General features: G+C 55.2%; 17 protein-coding genes. 6 read left to right on the top strand and 11 right to left on the bottom strand.

Annotation, left to right across the window (positions count from 1 at the left end; translation table 11 throughout):
- Positions 1 to 9: 9 nt before the first annotated feature.
- Together WM46_RS12295 and WM46_RS12290 are read right to left on the bottom strand one after the other, a co-directional pair.
- On the bottom strand, positions 10 to 468 hold the full coding sequence (locus tag WM46_RS12295; RefSeq protein WP_102602402.1) for an NfeD family protein: 459 nt from the start codon (positions 466 to 468) through the stop codon (positions 10 to 12).
- The gene (locus tag WM46_RS12290) at positions 468 to 1,382 is read right to left on the bottom strand and encodes an SPFH domain-containing protein (RefSeq protein WP_061076685.1); all 915 of its coding nucleotides are present in this window, start codon (positions 1,380 to 1,382) and stop codon (positions 468 to 470) included. Before WM46_RS12290 ends, WM46_RS12295 begins: the two co-directional genes overlap by 1 nt.
- A gap of 145 nt (positions 1,383 to 1,527) precedes the next feature.
- On the opposite strand from WM46_RS12290, the gene fetA reads away from it, so the two are divergent.
- On the top strand, positions 1,528 to 2,199 hold the full coding sequence (fetA, locus tag WM46_RS12285; RefSeq protein WP_102602401.1) for an iron efflux ABC transporter ATP-binding subunit FetA: 672 nt from the start codon (positions 1,528 to 1,530) through the stop codon (positions 2,197 to 2,199).
- Complete coding sequence (fetB, locus tag WM46_RS12280; protein WP_102602400.1) at positions 2,192 to 2,971, top strand: iron efflux ABC transporter permease subunit FetB; 780 nt, start codon at positions 2,192 to 2,194, stop codon at positions 2,969 to 2,971. Before fetA ends, fetB begins: the two co-directional genes overlap by 8 nt.
- A gap of 50 nt (positions 2,972 to 3,021) precedes the next feature.
- Here fetB and WM46_RS12275 read toward each other — a convergent pair whose 3' ends face one another.
- The 3 genes from WM46_RS12275 to tesA are packed head-to-tail and all read right to left on the bottom strand — an operon-like array spanning position 3,022 to position 5,358.
- Positions 3,022 to 3,876, bottom strand: a complete 855-nt coding sequence (locus WM46_RS12275) for a co-chaperone YbbN (RefSeq protein ID WP_102602399.1) — start codon at positions 3,874 to 3,876, stop codon at positions 3,022 to 3,024.
- Positions 3,877 to 3,935: 59 nt separating this feature from the next.
- A complete protein-coding gene (locus WM46_RS12270) occupies positions 3,936 to 4,706 on the bottom strand; it encodes an SDR family oxidoreductase (RefSeq protein ID WP_102602398.1) in 771 nt (256 codons plus the stop codon).
- Positions 4,707 to 4,734: 28 nt separating this feature from the next.
- Positions 4,735 to 5,358: a multifunctional acyl-CoA thioesterase I/protease I/lysophospholipase L1 gene (gene tesA, locus WM46_RS12265; RefSeq protein WP_061076689.1), complete on the bottom strand. Its 624-nt coding sequence runs from the start codon at positions 5,356 to 5,358 to the stop codon at positions 4,735 to 4,737.
- Between tesA and ybbA the strand changes: the two genes are divergently transcribed.
- The 3 genes from ybbA to WM46_RS12250 all read left to right on the top strand — a co-directional run bounded on the left by ybbA (position 5,329) and on the right by WM46_RS12250 (position 9,737).
- On the top strand, positions 5,329 to 6,015 hold the full coding sequence (ybbA, locus tag WM46_RS12260) for a putative ABC transporter ATP-binding protein YbbA (RefSeq protein ID WP_102603828.1): 687 nt from the start codon (positions 5,329 to 5,331) through the stop codon (positions 6,013 to 6,015). The two genes, tesA and ybbA, sit on opposite strands and share 30 nt — an antisense overlap.
- Complete coding sequence (ybbP, locus tag WM46_RS12255) at positions 6,012 to 8,426, top strand: putative ABC transporter permease subunit YbbP (RefSeq protein ID WP_102602396.1); 2,415 nt, start codon at positions 6,012 to 6,014, stop codon at positions 8,424 to 8,426. The genes ybbA and ybbP overlap by 4 nt, the downstream gene beginning before the upstream one ends.
- A gap of 177 nt (positions 8,427 to 8,603) precedes the next feature.
- Entirely contained in the window at positions 8,604 to 9,737 is a 1,134-nt protein-coding gene (locus WM46_RS12250; protein ID WP_061076692.1) for a porin, read from the top strand.
- Positions 9,738 to 9,803: 66 nt separating this feature from the next.
- Here the strand turns inward: WM46_RS12250 and mnmH are convergent, their stop codons facing one another.
- From mnmH to ppiB, 6 genes are all read right to left on the bottom strand, one after another.
- A complete protein-coding gene (gene mnmH, locus WM46_RS12245; protein WP_102602395.1) occupies positions 9,804 to 10,874 on the bottom strand; it encodes a tRNA 2-selenouridine(34) synthase MnmH in 1,071 nt (356 codons plus the stop codon).
- 96 nt (positions 10,875 to 10,970) lie between these two features.
- Positions 10,971 to 12,038 carry a 5-(carboxyamino)imidazole ribonucleotide synthase gene (purK, locus tag WM46_RS12240; protein ID WP_102602394.1) on the bottom strand — a complete coding sequence of 356 codons (1,068 nt, stop codon included), beginning with the start codon at positions 12,036 to 12,038 and terminating at the stop codon, positions 10,971 to 10,973.
- Positions 12,035 to 12,544: a 5-(carboxyamino)imidazole ribonucleotide mutase gene (purE, locus tag WM46_RS12235; RefSeq protein ID WP_043001520.1), complete on the bottom strand. Its 510-nt coding sequence runs from the start codon at positions 12,542 to 12,544 to the stop codon at positions 12,035 to 12,037. Before purE ends, purK begins: the two co-directional genes overlap by 4 nt.
- Before the next feature lie 114 nt (positions 12,545 to 12,658).
- Positions 12,659 to 13,600, bottom strand: coding sequence for a DUF1848 domain-containing protein (locus tag WM46_RS12225; protein ID WP_102602393.1), 942 nt, complete (start codon positions 13,598 to 13,600; stop codon positions 12,659 to 12,661).
- A gap of 39 nt (positions 13,601 to 13,639) precedes the next feature.
- The gene (gene lpxH / locus WM46_RS12220) at positions 13,640 to 14,362 is read right to left on the bottom strand and encodes a UDP-2,3-diacylglucosamine diphosphatase (RefSeq protein WP_102602392.1); all 723 of its coding nucleotides are present in this window, start codon (positions 14,360 to 14,362) and stop codon (positions 13,640 to 13,642) included.
- Between the two features lie 2 nt (positions 14,363 to 14,364).
- A complete protein-coding gene (ppiB, locus tag WM46_RS12215; protein ID WP_061076698.1) occupies positions 14,365 to 14,859 on the bottom strand; it encodes a peptidylprolyl isomerase B in 495 nt (164 codons plus the stop codon).
- A 174-nt stretch (positions 14,860 to 15,033) separates the two neighbouring features.
- On the opposite strand from ppiB, the gene cysS reads away from it, so the two are divergent.
- Positions 15,034 to 16,419 carry a cysteine--tRNA ligase gene (cysS, locus tag WM46_RS12210; protein WP_102602391.1) on the top strand — a complete coding sequence of 462 codons (1,386 nt, stop codon included), beginning with the start codon at positions 15,034 to 15,036 and terminating at the stop codon, positions 16,417 to 16,419.
- The last annotated feature ends 49 nt before the right edge of the window (positions 16,420 to 16,468 follow it).

Raw genomic sequence — 16,468 nt, 5'->3', positions numbered from 1 at the left:
TCATCTGTTTCATCGGGGAAGGGGTCTGATATAGAGCGTGATGCCTTCAACGGCAATCACTTCAACGTGAGTGCCGGCGGGCAGATCGTCGCTGGCGTTGACCGGCCATGAACTGTCGCCAACCCGCATGTGTCCACGACCATTGACCAGAGACGACTCCAGTACAAACCGACGGCCGACCAGCTGCTGACCGCGCTGGTTGAGCTGACTGTCTGCGGGCTTTTGTTCACGAACGCGTTTTGCCATCCACTTCCACCAGAACCAGGCGGCAAGCAGCGTTAAGACGGCAAAGATAACACCCTGCCATTCCCAGTCGACGGGCAACAGCCAGACCAGAATGCCGGTAATGACCGCCGCGACGCCGCTCCATAACAGATAACCGTTGCCGCCCAGCATCTCAGCGGCCAGAAGCAGACCACCGAGGCTGAGCCAGAAAATATGGGGATGCCCCACAATCATCTCGATCATTATTTATTCCGTTCGCTGGCGCTGTCCTTGATCAGTTCAGTGATCCCGGCAATGGAGCCCATCAGGCTGCTGGCATCCAGTGGCATCATCACCACTTTACTGTTACTGGACGAGCCGATTTGCTGTAGCGCTTCGGTATATTTCTGCGCCACAAAGTAATTCACCGCCTGAATATCACCGGAGGCGATCGCTTCAGACACCATTTTGGTGGCGCGGGCTTCCGCTTCAGCGGAACGTTCGCGGGCTTCCGCCTGTAAGAAGGCGGACTGACGTTCCCCTTCAGCTTTCAGGATCTGCGACTGTTTTTCCCCTTCAGCCTTAAGGATTTCCGCCTGACGCACCCCTTCGGCTTCCAGAATATAGGCACGCTTGGTTCGTTCCGCTTTCATCTGGGCGTTCATTGAGGAGATCAGTTCAGCCGGTGGGCGGACATCGCGAATTTCGATACGCGTAACTTTAATGCCCCAGGGATTGGTGGCTTCATCGACAATATGCAGCAGTCGGGTATTGATGCTGTCACGCTGGGAGAGCATTTCATCGAGCTCCATCGAACCCAGAACGGTACGGATGTTGGTCATGGTGAGGTTGATGATCGCCAGTTCCAGATTGCTGACCTCATAGGCCGCACGCGGAGCGTCAATCACCTGAATAAAGCAGACGGCATCAATGGTGACGTTGGCGTTATCTTTCGAGATCACTTCCTGCGAGGGAATATCCAGCACCTGCTCCATCATATTGATTTTGCGGCCAACCCGGTCCATGAACGGCACAACGATGCTTAAGCCCGGTTGCAGCGTTTTGGTATAGCGGCCAAATCGCTCTACCGTCCACTGATACCCCTGGGGAACAATTTTCACGCCGGCACCGACGATGACCAGCGCGACAAAAATGAGAATAGGAATAACGATAAGCATTGAAAAACCTCCTGTTGAACTGTCCATGATGTCGTGATTGGCGACGTTACTCTTGAAATTATACCTGATTCATTAAAGAGAGTTCCCCTCCCGTTAATTAGAGGGATACACTATTTTGCGATAAAACGCGAAAACAGGATAGATAATGCGTGAAAATAGCATTTTGCTGCAGGTAAACAATGTGGGTTACCAGGTCGGGACCACGAAAATTCTGAATAACATCAGTTTTGACTTACATCCCGGTGAATTTAAATTAATCACCGGCCCTTCCGGCTGTGGAAAAAGTACATTACTGAAGATTATTGCGTCGTTGCTCAGTCCGAATAGCGGCGAGATCCTCTTTGTCGGGGAGGATATCGCCACTCTCAACCCGGAACATTATCGTCAACAGGTTTCCTATTGCGCCCAGACGCCCGCGCTGTTTGGCGATACCGTCTACGATAATCTGATCTTCCCCTGGCAAATCCGTAACCGGCGCCCTGATCCTGGGGCTTTTCTGGCGGATCTGGCCCGCTTTCAACTACCGGAGTCGATTCTGGCGAAAAATATCAACGAACTTTCCGGCGGAGAGAAACAGCGCATTTCGCTGATCCGCAATTTACAGTTTTTGCCGCAGGTTTTACTGCTTGATGAAATCACCAGCGCGCTGGATGAAAGCAATAAGTGCAATGTGAATGAGATTATTCATCACTATGCTCGCGATCAGCAGATAGGGGTGCTGTGGGTGACTCACGATAAAGACGAAATTAATCATGCGGATGAAATAATCACTCTGATGCCGCATGCCGGAGAAATGCAGGAAGCGCGTAATGAATGAACATAATATTACTAACGAGTCACTGGCATTAGCGATGATGCTGGTGGTGGTGGCGATGCTGATAAGCCATAAAGAGAAACTCGCGCTGGAGAAAGATATTCTCTGGAGCGTCGCTCGCGCCGTGGTTCAGCTTATTATCGTCGGCTATGTCCTGAAATATATCTTCGCGGTGAATCATGCGGTCCTGACGTTAGTGATGGTGCTATTTATCTGTTTTAACGCCGCGTATAACGCGCAGAAGCGCAGTAAATATATTGATAAAGCGTTTGTTTCCTCGTTTATTGCCATCACGACAGGGGCAGGGTTAACGCTGGCGGTGCTGGTGCTGTCGGGGTCGATTGAATTTATTCCGATGCAGGTGATCCCCATTTCCGGGATGATCGCTGGTAATGCGATGGTGGCCGTCGGATTGTGCTACAACAATCTCGGCCAGCGTTTCAGCAGTGAACAACAGCAGATTCAGGAGAAACTCAGCCTCGGCGCCACGCCGAAAATGGCGTCTGCCGGCTTGATCCGCGACAGCATTCGCGCCTCGCTGATCCCGACGATCGACTCCGCGAAAACGGTCGGTCTGGTGAGTTTGCCGGGGATGATGTCAGGGCTGATCTTTGCCGGTATCGATCCGGTCAAAGCGATTAAATATCAGATCATGGTGACGTTTATGCTGCTCTCAACGGCGAGTCTGTCGACCATCATTGCCTGTTATTTAACCTATCGGAAGTTTTACAACTCGCGTCACCAACTGGTGGTGACGCATTTAAGGAAATCGTAACCGGCGGCTTGCGTAGGCCCGATACGCGTAGCGCCATCGGGCAAATACGATCAGTACAGCAACGCATACAGCTGACGGCGATATTTCGACGCCAGCGCGTCGCCGGTACCCAGCGCGGCAAGAATTTCCTGGAATGTTTTACGCGCCTGACCGTCTGCGGCGGCAAGATCTTTTTTCAGATGGCTGAACAGCAGTTCCAGCGCTTCTTCGTTGCGTCCCACCTGATGCAGCTGCAGCGCCAGCTGCGCCGCCAGTCCGGCGTCCTGCGGGTTTTCCGCCACCTGCTGTTGCAGTAGCTGAATTTCTGGCGTATCCGCCGCCTGTTTCAACAGTTCAATTTGCGCGACCAGCCCCTGATAACGGGTGTCCTGATCCTGAAGCGGAATGGTTTTCAGCACGGCTTCTGCGTCTTCGGAGCGGTTGAGGGCAATTTGCGTTTCCGCCAGCAGCAGGCCGATTTCACCGTTCTGGTTAGACAACTGCCAGGCGTCTTTCAGCAGCGGCAGCGCTTCAGTGTAGTTGCCTTCCTGCATCAGTTGCATGGCCTGTTGCGCTTTTAGCTCTTCTTCACGCGGCAACACTTTGTCGAGCAGGGCGCGAATCACCTCTTCCGGCTGCGGTCCCTGGAAGCCGTCAACCGGCTGACCGTTCTGGAACAAATAGACGGTCGGAATAGCGCGCAGACCGAACTGAGAGGCGATCATCTGCTCGGCATCGCAGTCGAGCTTCGCCAGAACGAACTGACCGTTGTACTGCGCGGCAAGGCTTTCCAGCACCGGCGTCAGTTGCAGGCAGTGCTGGCTGCGTTCAGACCAGAAGTAGAACAGGACCGGCGTGGTCATCGACAGTTCTAAGGTCTGCTGCAGGTTCGATTCGTTAATGTTGACAATATTCTGTGTGGACATGGAGTCACTCTCTTGTGTCGATTTCTTTTTTACATGGGGGCTGACGCGTACGCTTCAACTCATCCGTGCAAAATTTTGTCCATCAGGCGTCCCGGCAGCAGACGTTTGAGCAGCATGACGGCCCAGGTCACCAGCGTGACGGGATAGCGGAGTTTGGGTTTATCGCTGACAAAAGCATGGCGCACTTTGGCGACGACGGCTTCAGGATCGAGCGTAAAACGTGCGGCAATACCGGGGTTTTCCACCGGTTTGTCATCCTGGGTCTGGTTAACGTTTTCAGTAAAGCGCGTGCGAATGGGGCCGGGTTCAATCAGGCTGACCTTAATTCCGCTGTGACGCAGCTCCATGCGTAACGCATCTGACCAGGCTTCCAGCGCGTATTTACTGGCCGCGTAGGCGCCGCGTCCGGGCGTTGAGATCAGCCCCATCACCGAGGAGGTCATCACAATCCGACCTTCGCCGTGCGGCAGCATGGCCGGTAACAGACGCATCGTGAGCTGATGAGCGCCAAAGAAATTGGCGGAAAATTGCTGCTCCATCTGCGCGCGGCTGATGGTGGGCAGCGGACCGTAGACGCCGTATCCGGCATTGTTAAAGATCCCGTATAAGCAGTTATCGGTCAGGGCGATCACCTCGTCAGCGGCGCGATCCACGCTCTCAGGCGAGTCGAGGTCGATCAATACGCCGGTGAATCCCATGTTATTCATGCGCGTGACATCGTCTGGTTTGCGGCAGCCGGCGAGAACCTGAAAGCCCTGACGCTTCAGCTCAAGCGCGCTTTCCAGGCCGATACCGCTGGAACATCCTGTTATTAAGACCGATTTTTGCATAACTTTACCTGTCAGGATCTCCGTTGAATTAAGACTCGTGTTTTACTAAAGGACTCAGCTGTTTCGCCATCCAGTCGGCGATAAACGGCTGGGCATCGCGGTTAGGATGAATACCATCATCCTGCATCCATTGCGGTTTCAGATAGACCTCTTCCATAAAAAAGGGTAACAGAGGAATATCAAATTCTTTGGCGAGCTTTGGATAGAGCGCGCTAAAGGTTTCATTATACCGACGACCATAGTTTGCGGGCAGGCGAATTTGCATCAGCAACGGTTCGGCGTTCGCCGCCTTCACGTCCTGCACGATGGTGCGCAGCGTCTGTTCGGTCTGTTGCGGCGCAAAACCGCGTAGTCCGTCGTTGCCGCCCAGCTCAACCAGCACCCAGCGCGGTTGATGCTGCTTGAGTAGCGCAGGCAGACGCGCCAGCGCTTGCTGGGAGGTGTCGCCGCTGATGCTGGCGTTCACCACGGTGGTTTTGCTCTGCCATTTATCGTTGAGCAACGCAGGCCAGGCGGCACTGGCGGACATTCGGTATCCGGCGCTCAGGCTGTCGCCGAGGATTAACAACGTGTCAGCCACAGCGGCCCGACAGGTAAACAGGATCAGGAACAGGAAAGGCAAATGCCAGCGGAAAACATTGTTGAAGTTCATCGTCTTAAGAAGTCCGTCGGTCAGGGGGAGCACGAGCTTTCCATCCTTACCGGAGTTGACCTGGTTGTCAAACGCGCCGAGACCATTGCGCTGATTGGCGAGTCGGGTTCAGGGAAATCCACGCTGCTGGCGATCCTCGCCGGACTGGACGACGGCACCGAGGGCGACGTCAATCTGGTGGGGAAACCGCTGCATCAGATGGATGAAGAGGCCCGGGCCCAACTGCGTGCACAGCATGTCGGTTTTGTCTTTCAGTCCTTTATGTTGATTCCCACACTGAATGCGCTGGAAAACGTCGAACTTCCCGCACTGCTGCGCGGCGAAAACAGCGGACAAAGTAAAGCGGGAGCAAAAGCCCTGCTGGAACAACTGGGTCTGGGCAAGCGTCTGGACCATCTTCCGGCACAGCTTTCCGGTGGTGAGCAGCAGCGCGTGGCGCTGGCGCGTGCCTTTAATGGTCGCCCGGACGTCCTGTTTGCCGATGAACCGACGGGGAACCTCGACCGGCAGACCGGCGAGAAAATTGCCGATCTGCTCTTTTCTCTTAACCGCGAACACGGTACCACGCTTATCCTGGTGACTCACGATCCGCAACTGGCGGCGCGCTGCAACCGACGGCTGCGTCTGGTGAATGGACAGTTGCAGGAGGAGGCATGATCGCACGCTGGTTCTGGCGCGAATGGCGCTCGCCGTCGCTGTTGATTGTCTGGCTGGCGCTGAGTCTGGCGGTGGCCTGCGTGCTGGCGCTGGGCAACATCAGCGACCGGATGGAAAAAGGGTTAAGTCAGCAAAGTCGTGAGTTCATGGCCGGCGACCGGGCACTGCGCAGCTCACGCGAGGTGCCGCAGGCGTGGATTGACGAAGCGCGTCAGCGCGGCCTGAAGGTCGGAGAACAACTGACCTTTGCCACCATGACCTTTGCCGGTGATACGCCACAGCTGGCGAACGTCAAAGCGGTCGATGACATCTACCCGATGTACGGCGAGCTGGAAACCAACCCGCCGGGGCTCAAGCCGCAGCAGGGAACGGTACTGCTGGCGCCGCGACTGATGGCGCTGCTGAATCTGAAAACCGGCGACACCATTGATGTCGGCGATGCCACGCTGCGCATTGCCGGTGAAGTGGTGCAGGAGCCGGACTCCGGCTTTAATCCCTTCCAGATGGCGCCGCGTCTGTTAATGAATACGGCGGATGTCGCGAAAACCGGTGCCGTGCAGCCCGGTAGTCGCGTCACGTGGCGCTATAAATTTGGCGGTACGCCGCAGCAGCTTGACGGCTATGAAAAGTGGCTGTTACCGCAACTGAAGCCGGAACATCGCTGGTACGGACTTGAACAGGACGAAGGCGCGCTGGGTAAATCCCTTGAGCGTTCGCAACAATTTCTTCTTCTTTCGGCACTGTTAACACTGCTGCTGGCCGTCGCTGCCGTGGCGGTGGCGATGAATCACTACTGCCGCAGTCGCTACGATCTGGTGGCGATTCTGAAAACGCTCGGCGCGGGCAGGGCGCAACTGCGAAAACTGATTGTCGGGCAGTGGCTGATGGTACTGGCGCTTTCCGCCGTGACGGGTGGGGCGATCGGCCTGTTATTCGAAAAGATGCTGATGGTGCTGCTTAAACCGGTGTTGTCCGCCGCGCTGCCGCCTGCCAGTTTCTGGCCGTGGATCTGGGCGTTGGGCACCATGACGGTGATCTCTCTGCTGGTCGGTTTGCGTCCATATCGCTTGTTGTTAGCCACCCAGCCGCTGCGCGTATTGCGTCGTGACGTGGTGGCCAACGTCTGGCCGCTGAAATTCTATTTGCCGATCGTGACCGTGGTGGTGGTGGTGTTACTGGCCGGGTTAATGGGCGGCAGCCCGCTGCTGTGGGCGGTGCTGGCGGGGGCGGTCGTGCTGGCGTTGTTGTGCGGCGTGCTGGGATGGATGCTGCTGAACGTGCTGCGCGGAATGACGCTGTCGGCGCTGCCGCTGCGCCTCGCGGTCAGTCGCCTGTTACGTCAGCCGTGGTCGACGCTGAGCCAGCTGTCAGCATTTTCGTTGTCGTTTATGCTGTTGGCGCTGCTGCTGGTTTTACGCGGTGACCTGCTGGATCGCTGGCAGCAGCAGCTTCCGCCGGAAAGTCCCAACTATTTTCTGATCAACATTGCCCCGGAGCAGGTGCCGCAGGTGAAGGCATTTCTCTCCGAGCATCAGGTGATCCCGGAAGCGTTCTACCCGATTGTGCGGGCGCGGTTGACAGCGATAAACAACACGCCGACGGAAGGTGGACAAGATGAGTCCCTGAATCGTGAGCTGAACCTGACCTGGCAGGATGCCCGTCCGGATCACAATCCCATCACCGCCGGCAACTGGCCGCCAGAAGAAGGCGAGGTATCGATGGAAGAGGGGCTGGCAAAACGGTTGAACGTTTCACTCGGCGACAGCGTCACTTTTATGGGGGACACCCAGGCGTTCAGCGCGAAGGTGACCAGTTTGCGCCGGGTCGACTGGGAAAGCCTGCGCCCCAACTTTTTCTTTATCTTCCCGTCCGGCGCGCTGGATGGTCAGCCGCAAAGCTGGCTGACCAGCTTCCGCTGGGAAAACGGCAACGGCATGCTGACGCAGCTTAACCGTGAGTTCCCGACGATTAGCCTGTTAGACATCGGCGCGATCCTCAAGCAGGTGGGGCAGGTGCTGGAGCAGGTTAGCCGGGCGCTGGAGGTCATGGTTGTGCTGGTGACCGCCTGCGGCATGCTGCTGTTACTGGCGCAGGTGCAGGTCGGCATGCGTCAGCGCCATCAGGAGCTGGTGGTCTGGCGTACGTTAGGCGCGGGCAAGAAACTCCTGCGCACCACGCTGTGGTGTGAATTTGCCATGCTGGGGCTGGTCTCCGGGCTGGTGGCGTCCATCGGCGCGGAAACCGCGCTGGCGGTGCTGCAAACTCAGGTGTTTGACTTCCCGTGGGAACCTGACTGGCGTTTGTGGATTGTCCTGCCTCTTTGCGGCGCGCTTTTACTTTCTCTTTGCGGGGGCTGGCTCGGCGTCCGTCTGCTGAAAGGGAAAGCGTTGTTCCGTCAGTTTACTGTTTAATGCCGTGATAATGACGCGCCGGTTTTTATGCTGGCGCGTACTTTCTTAGTAGCATAAATTGATAACCCCTCGCTGTTTAACGGCACAAATCATTAAAAACCCGCCAACACGTCAGTGTTAATACCAGTTAATATTCAAGCGCTGAATAATTAGCAGGAAATCTATCAAGGAAAAATAATGACTATAAAAACAACAGCGCTGGCGGCATCGATCGGCGCAGCAGTGGCATTGACGTCCTTCGCCTCTCAGGCGGAAATCACCGTTCTGAAACAAGATCCGCAGGCGGGCAATCCGCTGAGTCGTCTCAACTTTACCGTTGGCGGGAGTATTCGTCCTCAGTTCCAGAATATGACGGGCGATGACGGCGCAAATGGCTATAAACGCAATGGCTTCGACGGCGGTACCCGTTTCCGCTTCGCGGCAGATTACTATCTGTTTGATGACATCAGTTGGATCAGCTTCTACGAGCTGGGCGTCAACATTCCGGCGCAGTTCAACTGGGACAATCACTATGCTGATGGCGCGCATGACACCACGCGTCGTATGCTGTACACCGGTCTGAAGAGCGATACCTGGGGTACGCTGACCTTCGGTCAACAGAACAGCATCTATTACGATGTGGTCGGTGCGAAAACCGATATCTGGGACTACGACATGATTGGTCAGGCTCCGGGTAACGGGATTAACGGCGACTATGATGGTTCTTACCGTTCCCGCAAAATGCTGAAATATAAGAAAACGGTTGGCGATGTTGATCTCTACGCGTCTTATCTGTTCAGCGACGACTACAACCCGAACAATGGCCTGAACTACAAGCGTAAAGGCGGTGGTTCACTGGGTGCGGATTATCACATTACTGACGATCTGAGCTGGGGTACGGCGTGGAACTACACGCGTGCGGAAATGCGCGGTAACGGCAGCAAAACGTACGATCAGAACATCGTGGGTACCGCGCTGAGCTGGACCCCGGATAACTGGACCTTCTCACTGGGCGGCGGCTGGTACCAGAACTTCATGACCACCAAGAAAGTGTCTGTTAACGACTACTTTGCCGGTGATGCGTGGGGTCTGGAATACTTTGCGGGCTATAAATTCCCAATCAACCAGTATGCGTTGAAATCTGTTCAGCCGTACTTCATGGGTGACCGTATTGAATACGTGAATGGTCGCAACTACCTGCGTACCGACAATGGCGTGGGTATCAGCTTCCAGCTGGATTACGGTTTCCGTGTTGATTACGAACACGTCTTTACCTCCAGCACCGACAACCTGGGTGATATGAACCTGGTACGTCTGCGTTACGACTTCTGAGTCTGATGCCAGGCCCGGTGACGCTAACGCTTACCGGGCCTACAAATGATCACTATCCGGCATTTTTCAACTGCGCAACCACGCTTCAACCTCTTCGAACGTTCCACGAAAGACAATCTTTCCGGCTTTCTTTTCCAGCTGATAGCGATACATCGGATCGTAATACTCTTCCAGCAGCGGCACTAACCAACTGAAATGCGCTTCGGTGCTGCCGGAATGACGCTGTGCCTCCAGCGCCACGTCCAGCTTTGCGGTTAACGCGTTAAACCGCTGCAAGCCCAGACGCCGTTGAATGGCGAAAAGCCCGTGATGCAGATAGTTGCTGTACTCCTGCCATCCCGGCTCGTCGCCATAGGCGTGGGTGAAATCATGATGCATTCGCACAAAATACTCTTCCCGCAGGCGCTCAAGACGGCGCTCGAAAGGATCGTCAATCACGGCGATTGTGGACTGCGCCATGCGCTCGCGCAGACATTCCGGCAGATGGTTAGCGCCAATCATCCGGCCTTCATCTTCCAGCACCCAGCGTGTGGCCTGCTTTTTGAGCAGCGTCACCGCCAGCAGATTTTCAAAACTGGCCTGACTGAGCTGGGGTTCCAGCGTGCGACCAAAAGAGGAGCCGCGATGGTGGGCTAATCCCTCGAGATCTACCCCATTTTCCTGCTGTTGCACCAGTTGCGTTTTGCCATTGCCGGTACAGCCGCCAATCAGCACGATCGGTTTTTGGACCTGTTCTTCCGTGGTGGCGATCGCGGCCTGGCGTAGCGCCTTGTAGCCACCGTTGATCAATGGGTAATCCACGCCGGATTCACGGAGCCACTGCTGGACAATGTGCGAACGCTGACCGCCCCGGGCGCAGCAGAGATAGCCCTGCGGGTATTGCAGGCAGGCTTCGCGCCAGGCATTCAGACGCTGCTGGCGAATCTCGCCGCAGACCAGTTGATGACCGAGCGCCAGTGCAGCCTCTGGCCCCTGGCGTTTGTAGCAGGTACCCACGGCGGCGCGCTCGTCATCATTCATTAAGGGTAAATTTATCGCGCCCGGTATGGCGCCCTGCTGAAATTCAACCGGCGCGCGGACATCGATTAAGGGCGTATCGGCGGTAAGGATCGCGCGATAGTCCGTTCCATCGTTCATGAGAAATCCTGAAAAAGACAAACAGCAATGGACGGGATTTTACGCGCGGAAGGAGAGGACGGGGAAGTATAAGTTAAACTTCCCCGCATTTTAGGCTTACTTGAGCTGAGTTTGCGCCCAGAGGATACCGCTGGCGTATTCCGTCGGCAGCAGCGGCGAGAGGGCTTCCAGCGTGGCGCCCAGTCGCGCGGTATCGCTGTCGGTCAGATTCAGGTGACCCACTTTACGTCCCGGACGCACCTCTTTGTCGTACCAGTGCAGATGAACCAGCGGCAGTTTCAGCCAGTCATAATTCAGATCGCTGCCAATCAGATTCACCATTACTGACGGACTGTCCACCACCGGTGACGGCAGCGGCAGGCCGGTAATCGCCCGCAGATGCAGCTCAAACTGGCTGATGCTGGCGCCGTTTTGCGTCCAGTGACCGCTGTTGTGTACGCGCGGGGCCAGTTCGTTGATCAGCAGACCTTCCGGCGTAACAAAGCACTCCATCGCCATCACGCCGACGTAACCCAGATCCTGCATGATGGCCGAAAGCATGGATTCGGCCTGCGCCTGCTGCTTCGCGTCAGCACGCGGGAAGGCGACGCTGGTGCGCAGAATACCGTCCTGATGCAGGTTACGCGTCAGTGGGTAGAACACCGTGCTGCCGTCATGTGCGCGTGCGCCAACGAGCGACACTTCACCCGAGAAATTAATGCCCTGCTCAACAATGCATTCGCCGTAGTTGTCGTCCGGCAGTTGATCGGTTTCACCGGCGCGTAGACGCCACTGACCGCGACCGTCATAACCACCGACGCGACGTTTCACGATCGCCAGTTCGCCTAAACGGGTAAAGACAGCAGGCCATTCGCTTTTGTCGGCCAGCAACTGCCACGGCGCGGTCGCCAGACCGAGCTTATCGAAAAGCTGTTTTTGCGTCAGGCGGTCAGCAATGATTGGGAATACATCGCGGTTAACGAAGGCCGGATGACGCGCCAGTTCACGCGTTAACGCGGTTTCCGGCCAGCGCTCGATTTCTGCGGTAATCACGCTTTGCTGAAAAGGTACGGCAGCCGGTTCCGCATCCAGCCCGACCGGCCAGACGGCGATGCCCAGCGGTTCACCCGCCTGACGGAGCATCCGGCCTAACTGCCCGTTGCCCAGTACGCAAACCTGTTTCATGCCGCACCTCGCGGATCCGGATTCTCCAGCACCTCATCCGTTTGCGCCTTGCGCCAGTCGTTCAGGCGCTGATGCAGCGCTTTATCATGCGTTGCCAGAATCTGCGCCGCCAGCAGCGCCGCGTTAGCCGCGCCCGCTTTACCAATCGCCAGCGTACCGACCGGAATACCGCGCGGCATCTGCACGATAGAGTACAGGCTATCGACGCCGCTCAGCGCCGCGCTTTGTACCGGAACGCCCAGTACTGGCACCAGCGTTTTCGCCGCAATCATACCTGGAAGATGGGCAGCGCCACCCGCGCCAGCAATAATTACCTGATAACCGTTCTCTTCGGCGCTTTCGGCAAAGCTGAACAGTTTATCGGGAGTGCGGTGGGCAGAAACCACTTCTACGTGATGTGGGACATCCAGGATTTCAAAGATTTCGGCGGCGAACTGCATGGTAGCCCAGTCGCTTTTGGACCCCATCACGATGGCGACACGCGCCGGATTATTGCGGGAAGACATGCGTCTGAAAACTCCTGTGGTGCGGGACACACTGCTTTTGAGGCCACAGAGAATAGCACGATACTACGCCAAGGAAAACGGTTGCGTAGCTGGATTTTAAGGCTTCCTGCGACGTCAAAAGAGATTTTGCTGGAAACGTACCGGTTCTAACAGAAGCGGATCAACCCCCTCGGTCCCCCCTGACAAAAAGGGACTCTGCGGATCATGTTTTTTGAAATTGCTGTTGGCTTGATGCTGATTGTCGGTCGCGTAGCAATATTGACATCCATGCAGGCAGGTGTTGTAGGTGCCGATGTCTATGCTCTTCACACATCCACAGGCCTCACGTTGACCTGAATCTTTGCTATCAGGGATTAATAAGCCAAATAAGTCATTAATCAGCGCCTCATCAATACACTTCCCATGCTGAATGCCTTGCCCGGTAAGATTGGCTTTTTCGGCACAGGAGTAAATGTCCAGTCCATGTTGCCGGGCAATCTCTGATAATTTTTGCGACAACGCTAAACAGAGTTCATGGTTTTGCGTGATATCGCTGTAAATGAGCGAATCAATCGCCTTCAGGTTTTTTTCTGTCTTTTGATAGAAATCGGCGAAGCTAATGACGACGCGCCGGGTATGGCCTTCTAATTCGCTGGCGATTTTACTGAACAGGCGGATATGTTCGTCAAACGGAAGGTGGTTTGAAAACAAAATGGGATCATAGCGCCAGATGACTTTTTCAGCGCCGACTTTTGCTGACAGTCGTTTGAATACGTCGAGCGCTTTATGCGGATTTAAGGTTTTAGACTCAATCAACCGCGGATACCCGGTGAGGGTGAACTGGAAATAAAAGCGATGACCGATTTCAGTGAGCTCATCGATATAGGGAAGCAGTTTCGTGGGATTGCGTGTCCAGAATACGATCGCATCAACATCTTCAGGTCGCAATGACACCCGAGAGACCTGGTGATAGTTAAAAGGATTCCGGGTCAGCAAAAAGCCAGCGTGAATGCGGTTCATTAACCACTCACTGTAGAAAGCAGGTATATCGGTGCGACGGCTGGCGCTAATAATCATCGCGAGTATTCCAGTATTAATAATGAGAGAGCTTTTTTCTCAAAACGGGAAAGCGATCAGTTCCACATCGTCCGGCGTGACTTTAACCATCGATCCTTCGTGATGCCAGGCGCCTAACACGACGCGGAAGGCGGGTTCACCATTAGCAGTGAGCGGGTGAACATCAGGACGGTGAGTATGGCCGTGAATCAGCCACTGGACATGGTGTTTTTCCATCTCCGCGATAACCGCATGTTTGTTGACGTCCATGATTTCCAGCGACTTGCTGCGGTTGGCGGCTTTGCTGTCGGCACGCATTCGGGCGGCCACGCGTTTGCGAATACACAGCGGCAGGGCGAGGAACAGCGTTTGCAGCCAGCGCTGATGGACTTTTGCGCGAAATGCCTGATAACCCGCGTCATCAGTACACAGCGTATCGCCGTGCAGGATAAGCACCCGACGACCGTACAGATTGAGTACTTTTTCCTGGGGGAGCAACGTCATGCCGCTTTCGCGGGCGAAGCGTTTGCCAATCAGGAAGTCACGATTACCGTGAATGAAGAAGCAGGAGACGCCGGAATCAACAACCGCTTTAATGGCGGCGGCTATTTCACGGTGTAACGGGTTGGGATCGTCATCGCCAATCCAGGCTTCGAACAGGTCGCCCAGGATATACAACGCGTCGGCCTGACGGGCTTCACCCGCTAAAAAACGCAGAAAACCGGCGGTGATCGCCGGTTCTTCCGTGCAGAGATGAAGATCTGCAATAAACAGTGTCGTCACGATTACTCGCTGACGGTCACGTTTTCGATAATGACGTCTTCTTTTGGTACGTCCTGGTGCATGCCGCTGCGACCGGTAGAAACGCCTTTGATTTTGTCAACCACGTCCATACCTTCAACAACTTCTGCAAATACGCAGTAGCCCCAGCCCTGCATGCTTTCAGCGGAGAAGTTCAGGAAGTCGTTGTCGGCAACGTTGATGAAGAACTGTGCCGTCGCGGAGTGCGGAGCCTGAGTACGCGCCATTGCCAGCGTACCACGGGTGTTTTTCAGACCGTTGTTGGCTTCGTTTTTGATAGCTTCTTTGGTGGCTTTCTGTTTCATGCCAGGCTCAAAACCGCCGCCCTGAATCATAAAACCGTTAATCACACGGTGGAAAATGGTGTTGTTGTAAAAACCTTCGCGGCAGTAGTCCAGGAAGTTTTTAACTGTTTCAGGCGCTTTATCATCAAACGTTTTGATTACGATATCGCCGTGATTAGTGTGGAAAGTAACCATTTTTGCATCCTGTTCCGATATAGTGGTGCTTTAACCCAACTAAGGGTCAGAGTTAGGGAGGTGTTATAGCATAACCGCACGCTGCGATCACCTCGCAAAGTGTGCTGCTTCCCGTCCCAATTATGGGTATTATACAGACTTTGTTATCCACACACGTCTTACACGGAATCTTCGATGTTAAAAATCTTTAATACACTGACGCGCCAAAAAGAGGAATTCAAACCCATTCATGCCGGGGAAGTCGGCATGTACGTGTGTGGTATTACCGTTTACGATCTCTGTCATATTGGTCATGGCCGTACGTTTGTGGCGTTTGACGTGGTGGCGCGCTATCTGCGCTTTCTGGGCTACAAGCTGAAGTACGTGCGTAACATCACCGATATTGACGATAAAATCATTAAACGCGCAAATGAAAATGGCGAGAGCTTTGTCGCGCTGGTGGATCGTATGATCGCCGAAATGCACAACGACTTTGATGCGCTTAATATTCTGCGTCCGGATCTGGAGCCGCGCGCAACCCACCATATCGCCGAAATCATAGAAATCACTGAACAGCTGATTGCTAAAGGTCACGCCTATGTGGCGGACAATGGCGACGTGATGTTCGATGTCCCGACCGACCCGAACTACGGACAACTGTCACGCCAGGATCTGGATCAACTGCAGGCCGGTGCGCGCGTGGATGTGGTGGATGTGAAGCACAACCCGATGGACTTCGTGCTGTGGAAAATGTCCAAAGAGGGTGAGCCGAGCTGGCCGTCACCGTGGGGCGCAGGCCGTCCTGGCTGGCACATTGAGTGTTCCGCGATGAACTGCAAACAGCTGGGTAATCACTTTGATATCCACGGCGGCGGTTCTGACCTGATGTTCCCGCACCACGAAAACGAAATTGCCCAGTCCACCTGTGCGCATGACGGTGAGTACGTGAACTACTGGATGCACTCCGGGATGGTGATGGTTGACCGCGAAAAGATGTCTAAATCGCTGGGTAACTTCTTTACCGTACGCGACGTGCTGAAGTATTACGACGCGGAAACCGTGCGTTACTTCCTGATGTCCGGCCACTATCGTAGCCAGTTGAACTACAGCGAAGAGAACCTGAAGCAGGCGCGTTCTGCGCTGGAGCGCTTGTACACCGCGCTGCGCGGAACGGATACGTCGGTCGCGCCTGCCGGCGGCGAGGCGTTTGAAGCGCGCTTTGTTGAGGCGATGAATGACGATTTCAACACCCCGGAAGCCTACTCCGTGCTGTTTGATATGGCGCGTGAAGTGAACCGTCTGAAAGGCGAGGATATGGCCGCTGCGAACGCGATGGCCTCTCATCTGCGTAAGATCTCTGGCGTGCTGGGACTGCTGGAGCAGGATCCGGAAGCGTTCCTGCAAAGCGGGGCGCAGGCGGATGACGGTGAAGTCGCGGAAATTGAAGCGCTGATTCAACAGCGTCTGGATGCCCGTAAAGCCAAAGACTGGGCGGCAGCGGATGCGGCGCGTGACCGCCTGAACGAGATGGGCATTGTGCTGGAAGATGGTCCACAGGGGACGACCTGGCGTCGTAAGTAATTACCTGAATTGCCGGATGGCGGCTAACGCCTTGTCCGGCCTACGATGG

This window comes from Citrobacter freundii complex sp. CFNIH2 (genome assembly GCF_002880615.1).
Taxonomy (GTDB): Bacteria; Pseudomonadota; Gammaproteobacteria; order Enterobacterales; family Enterobacteriaceae; genus Citrobacter_A; species Citrobacter_A amalonaticus_F.
This window is presented reverse-complemented; position numbering and strand designations above follow the sequence as displayed.

Excerpts from the sequence above, each read along its gene's own strand:
- WM46_RS12295 (WP_102602402.1), bottom strand. The coding sequence starts at position 468 with ATGATCGAGATGATTGTGGGGCATCCCCATATTTTCTGGCTCAGCCTC.
- WM46_RS12290 (WP_061076685.1), bottom strand. The coding sequence starts at position 1,382 with ATGCTTATCGTTATTCCTATTCTCATTTTTGTCGCGCTGGTCATCGTC.
- fetA (WP_102602401.1), top strand. The coding sequence starts at position 1,528 with ATGCGTGAAAATAGCATTTTGCTGCAGGTAAACAATGTGGGTTACCAG.
- fetB (WP_102602400.1), top strand. The coding sequence starts at position 2,192 with ATGAATGAACATAATATTACTAACGAGTCACTGGCATTAGCGATGATG.
- WM46_RS12275 (WP_102602399.1), bottom strand. The coding sequence starts at position 3,876 with ATGTCCACACAGAATATTGTCAACATTAACGAATCGAACCTGCAGCAG.
- WM46_RS12270 (WP_102602398.1), bottom strand. The coding sequence starts at position 4,706 with ATGCAAAAATCGGTCTTAATAACAGGATGTTCCAGCGGTATCGGCCTG.
- ybbA (WP_102603828.1), top strand. The coding sequence starts at position 5,329 with ATGCCAGCGGAAAACATTGTTGAAGTTCATCGTCTTAAGAAGTCCGTC.
- tesA (WP_061076689.1), bottom strand. The coding sequence starts at position 5,358 with ATGAACTTCAACAATGTTTTCCGCTGGCATTTGCCTTTCCTGTTCCTG.
- ybbP (WP_102602396.1), top strand. The coding sequence starts at position 6,012 with ATGATCGCACGCTGGTTCTGGCGCGAATGGCGCTCGCCGTCGCTGTTG.
- WM46_RS12250 (WP_061076692.1), top strand. The coding sequence starts at position 8,604 with ATGACTATAAAAACAACAGCGCTGGCGGCATCGATCGGCGCAGCAGTG.
- mnmH (WP_102602395.1), bottom strand. The coding sequence starts at position 10,874 with ATGAACGATGGAACGGACTATCGCGCGATCCTTACCGCCGATACGCCC.
- purK (WP_102602394.1), bottom strand. The coding sequence starts at position 12,038 with ATGAAACAGGTTTGCGTACTGGGCAACGGGCAGTTAGGCCGGATGCTC.
- purE (WP_043001520.1), bottom strand. The coding sequence starts at position 12,544 with ATGTCTTCCCGCAATAATCCGGCGCGTGTCGCCATCGTGATGGGGTCC.
- WM46_RS12225 (WP_102602393.1), bottom strand. The coding sequence starts at position 13,600 with ATGATTATTAGCGCCAGCCGTCGCACCGATATACCTGCTTTCTACAGT.
- ppiB (WP_061076698.1), bottom strand. The coding sequence starts at position 14,859 with ATGGTTACTTTCCACACTAATCACGGCGATATCGTAATCAAAACGTTT.
- cysS (WP_102602391.1), top strand. The coding sequence starts at position 15,034 with ATGTTAAAAATCTTTAATACACTGACGCGCCAAAAAGAGGAATTCAAA.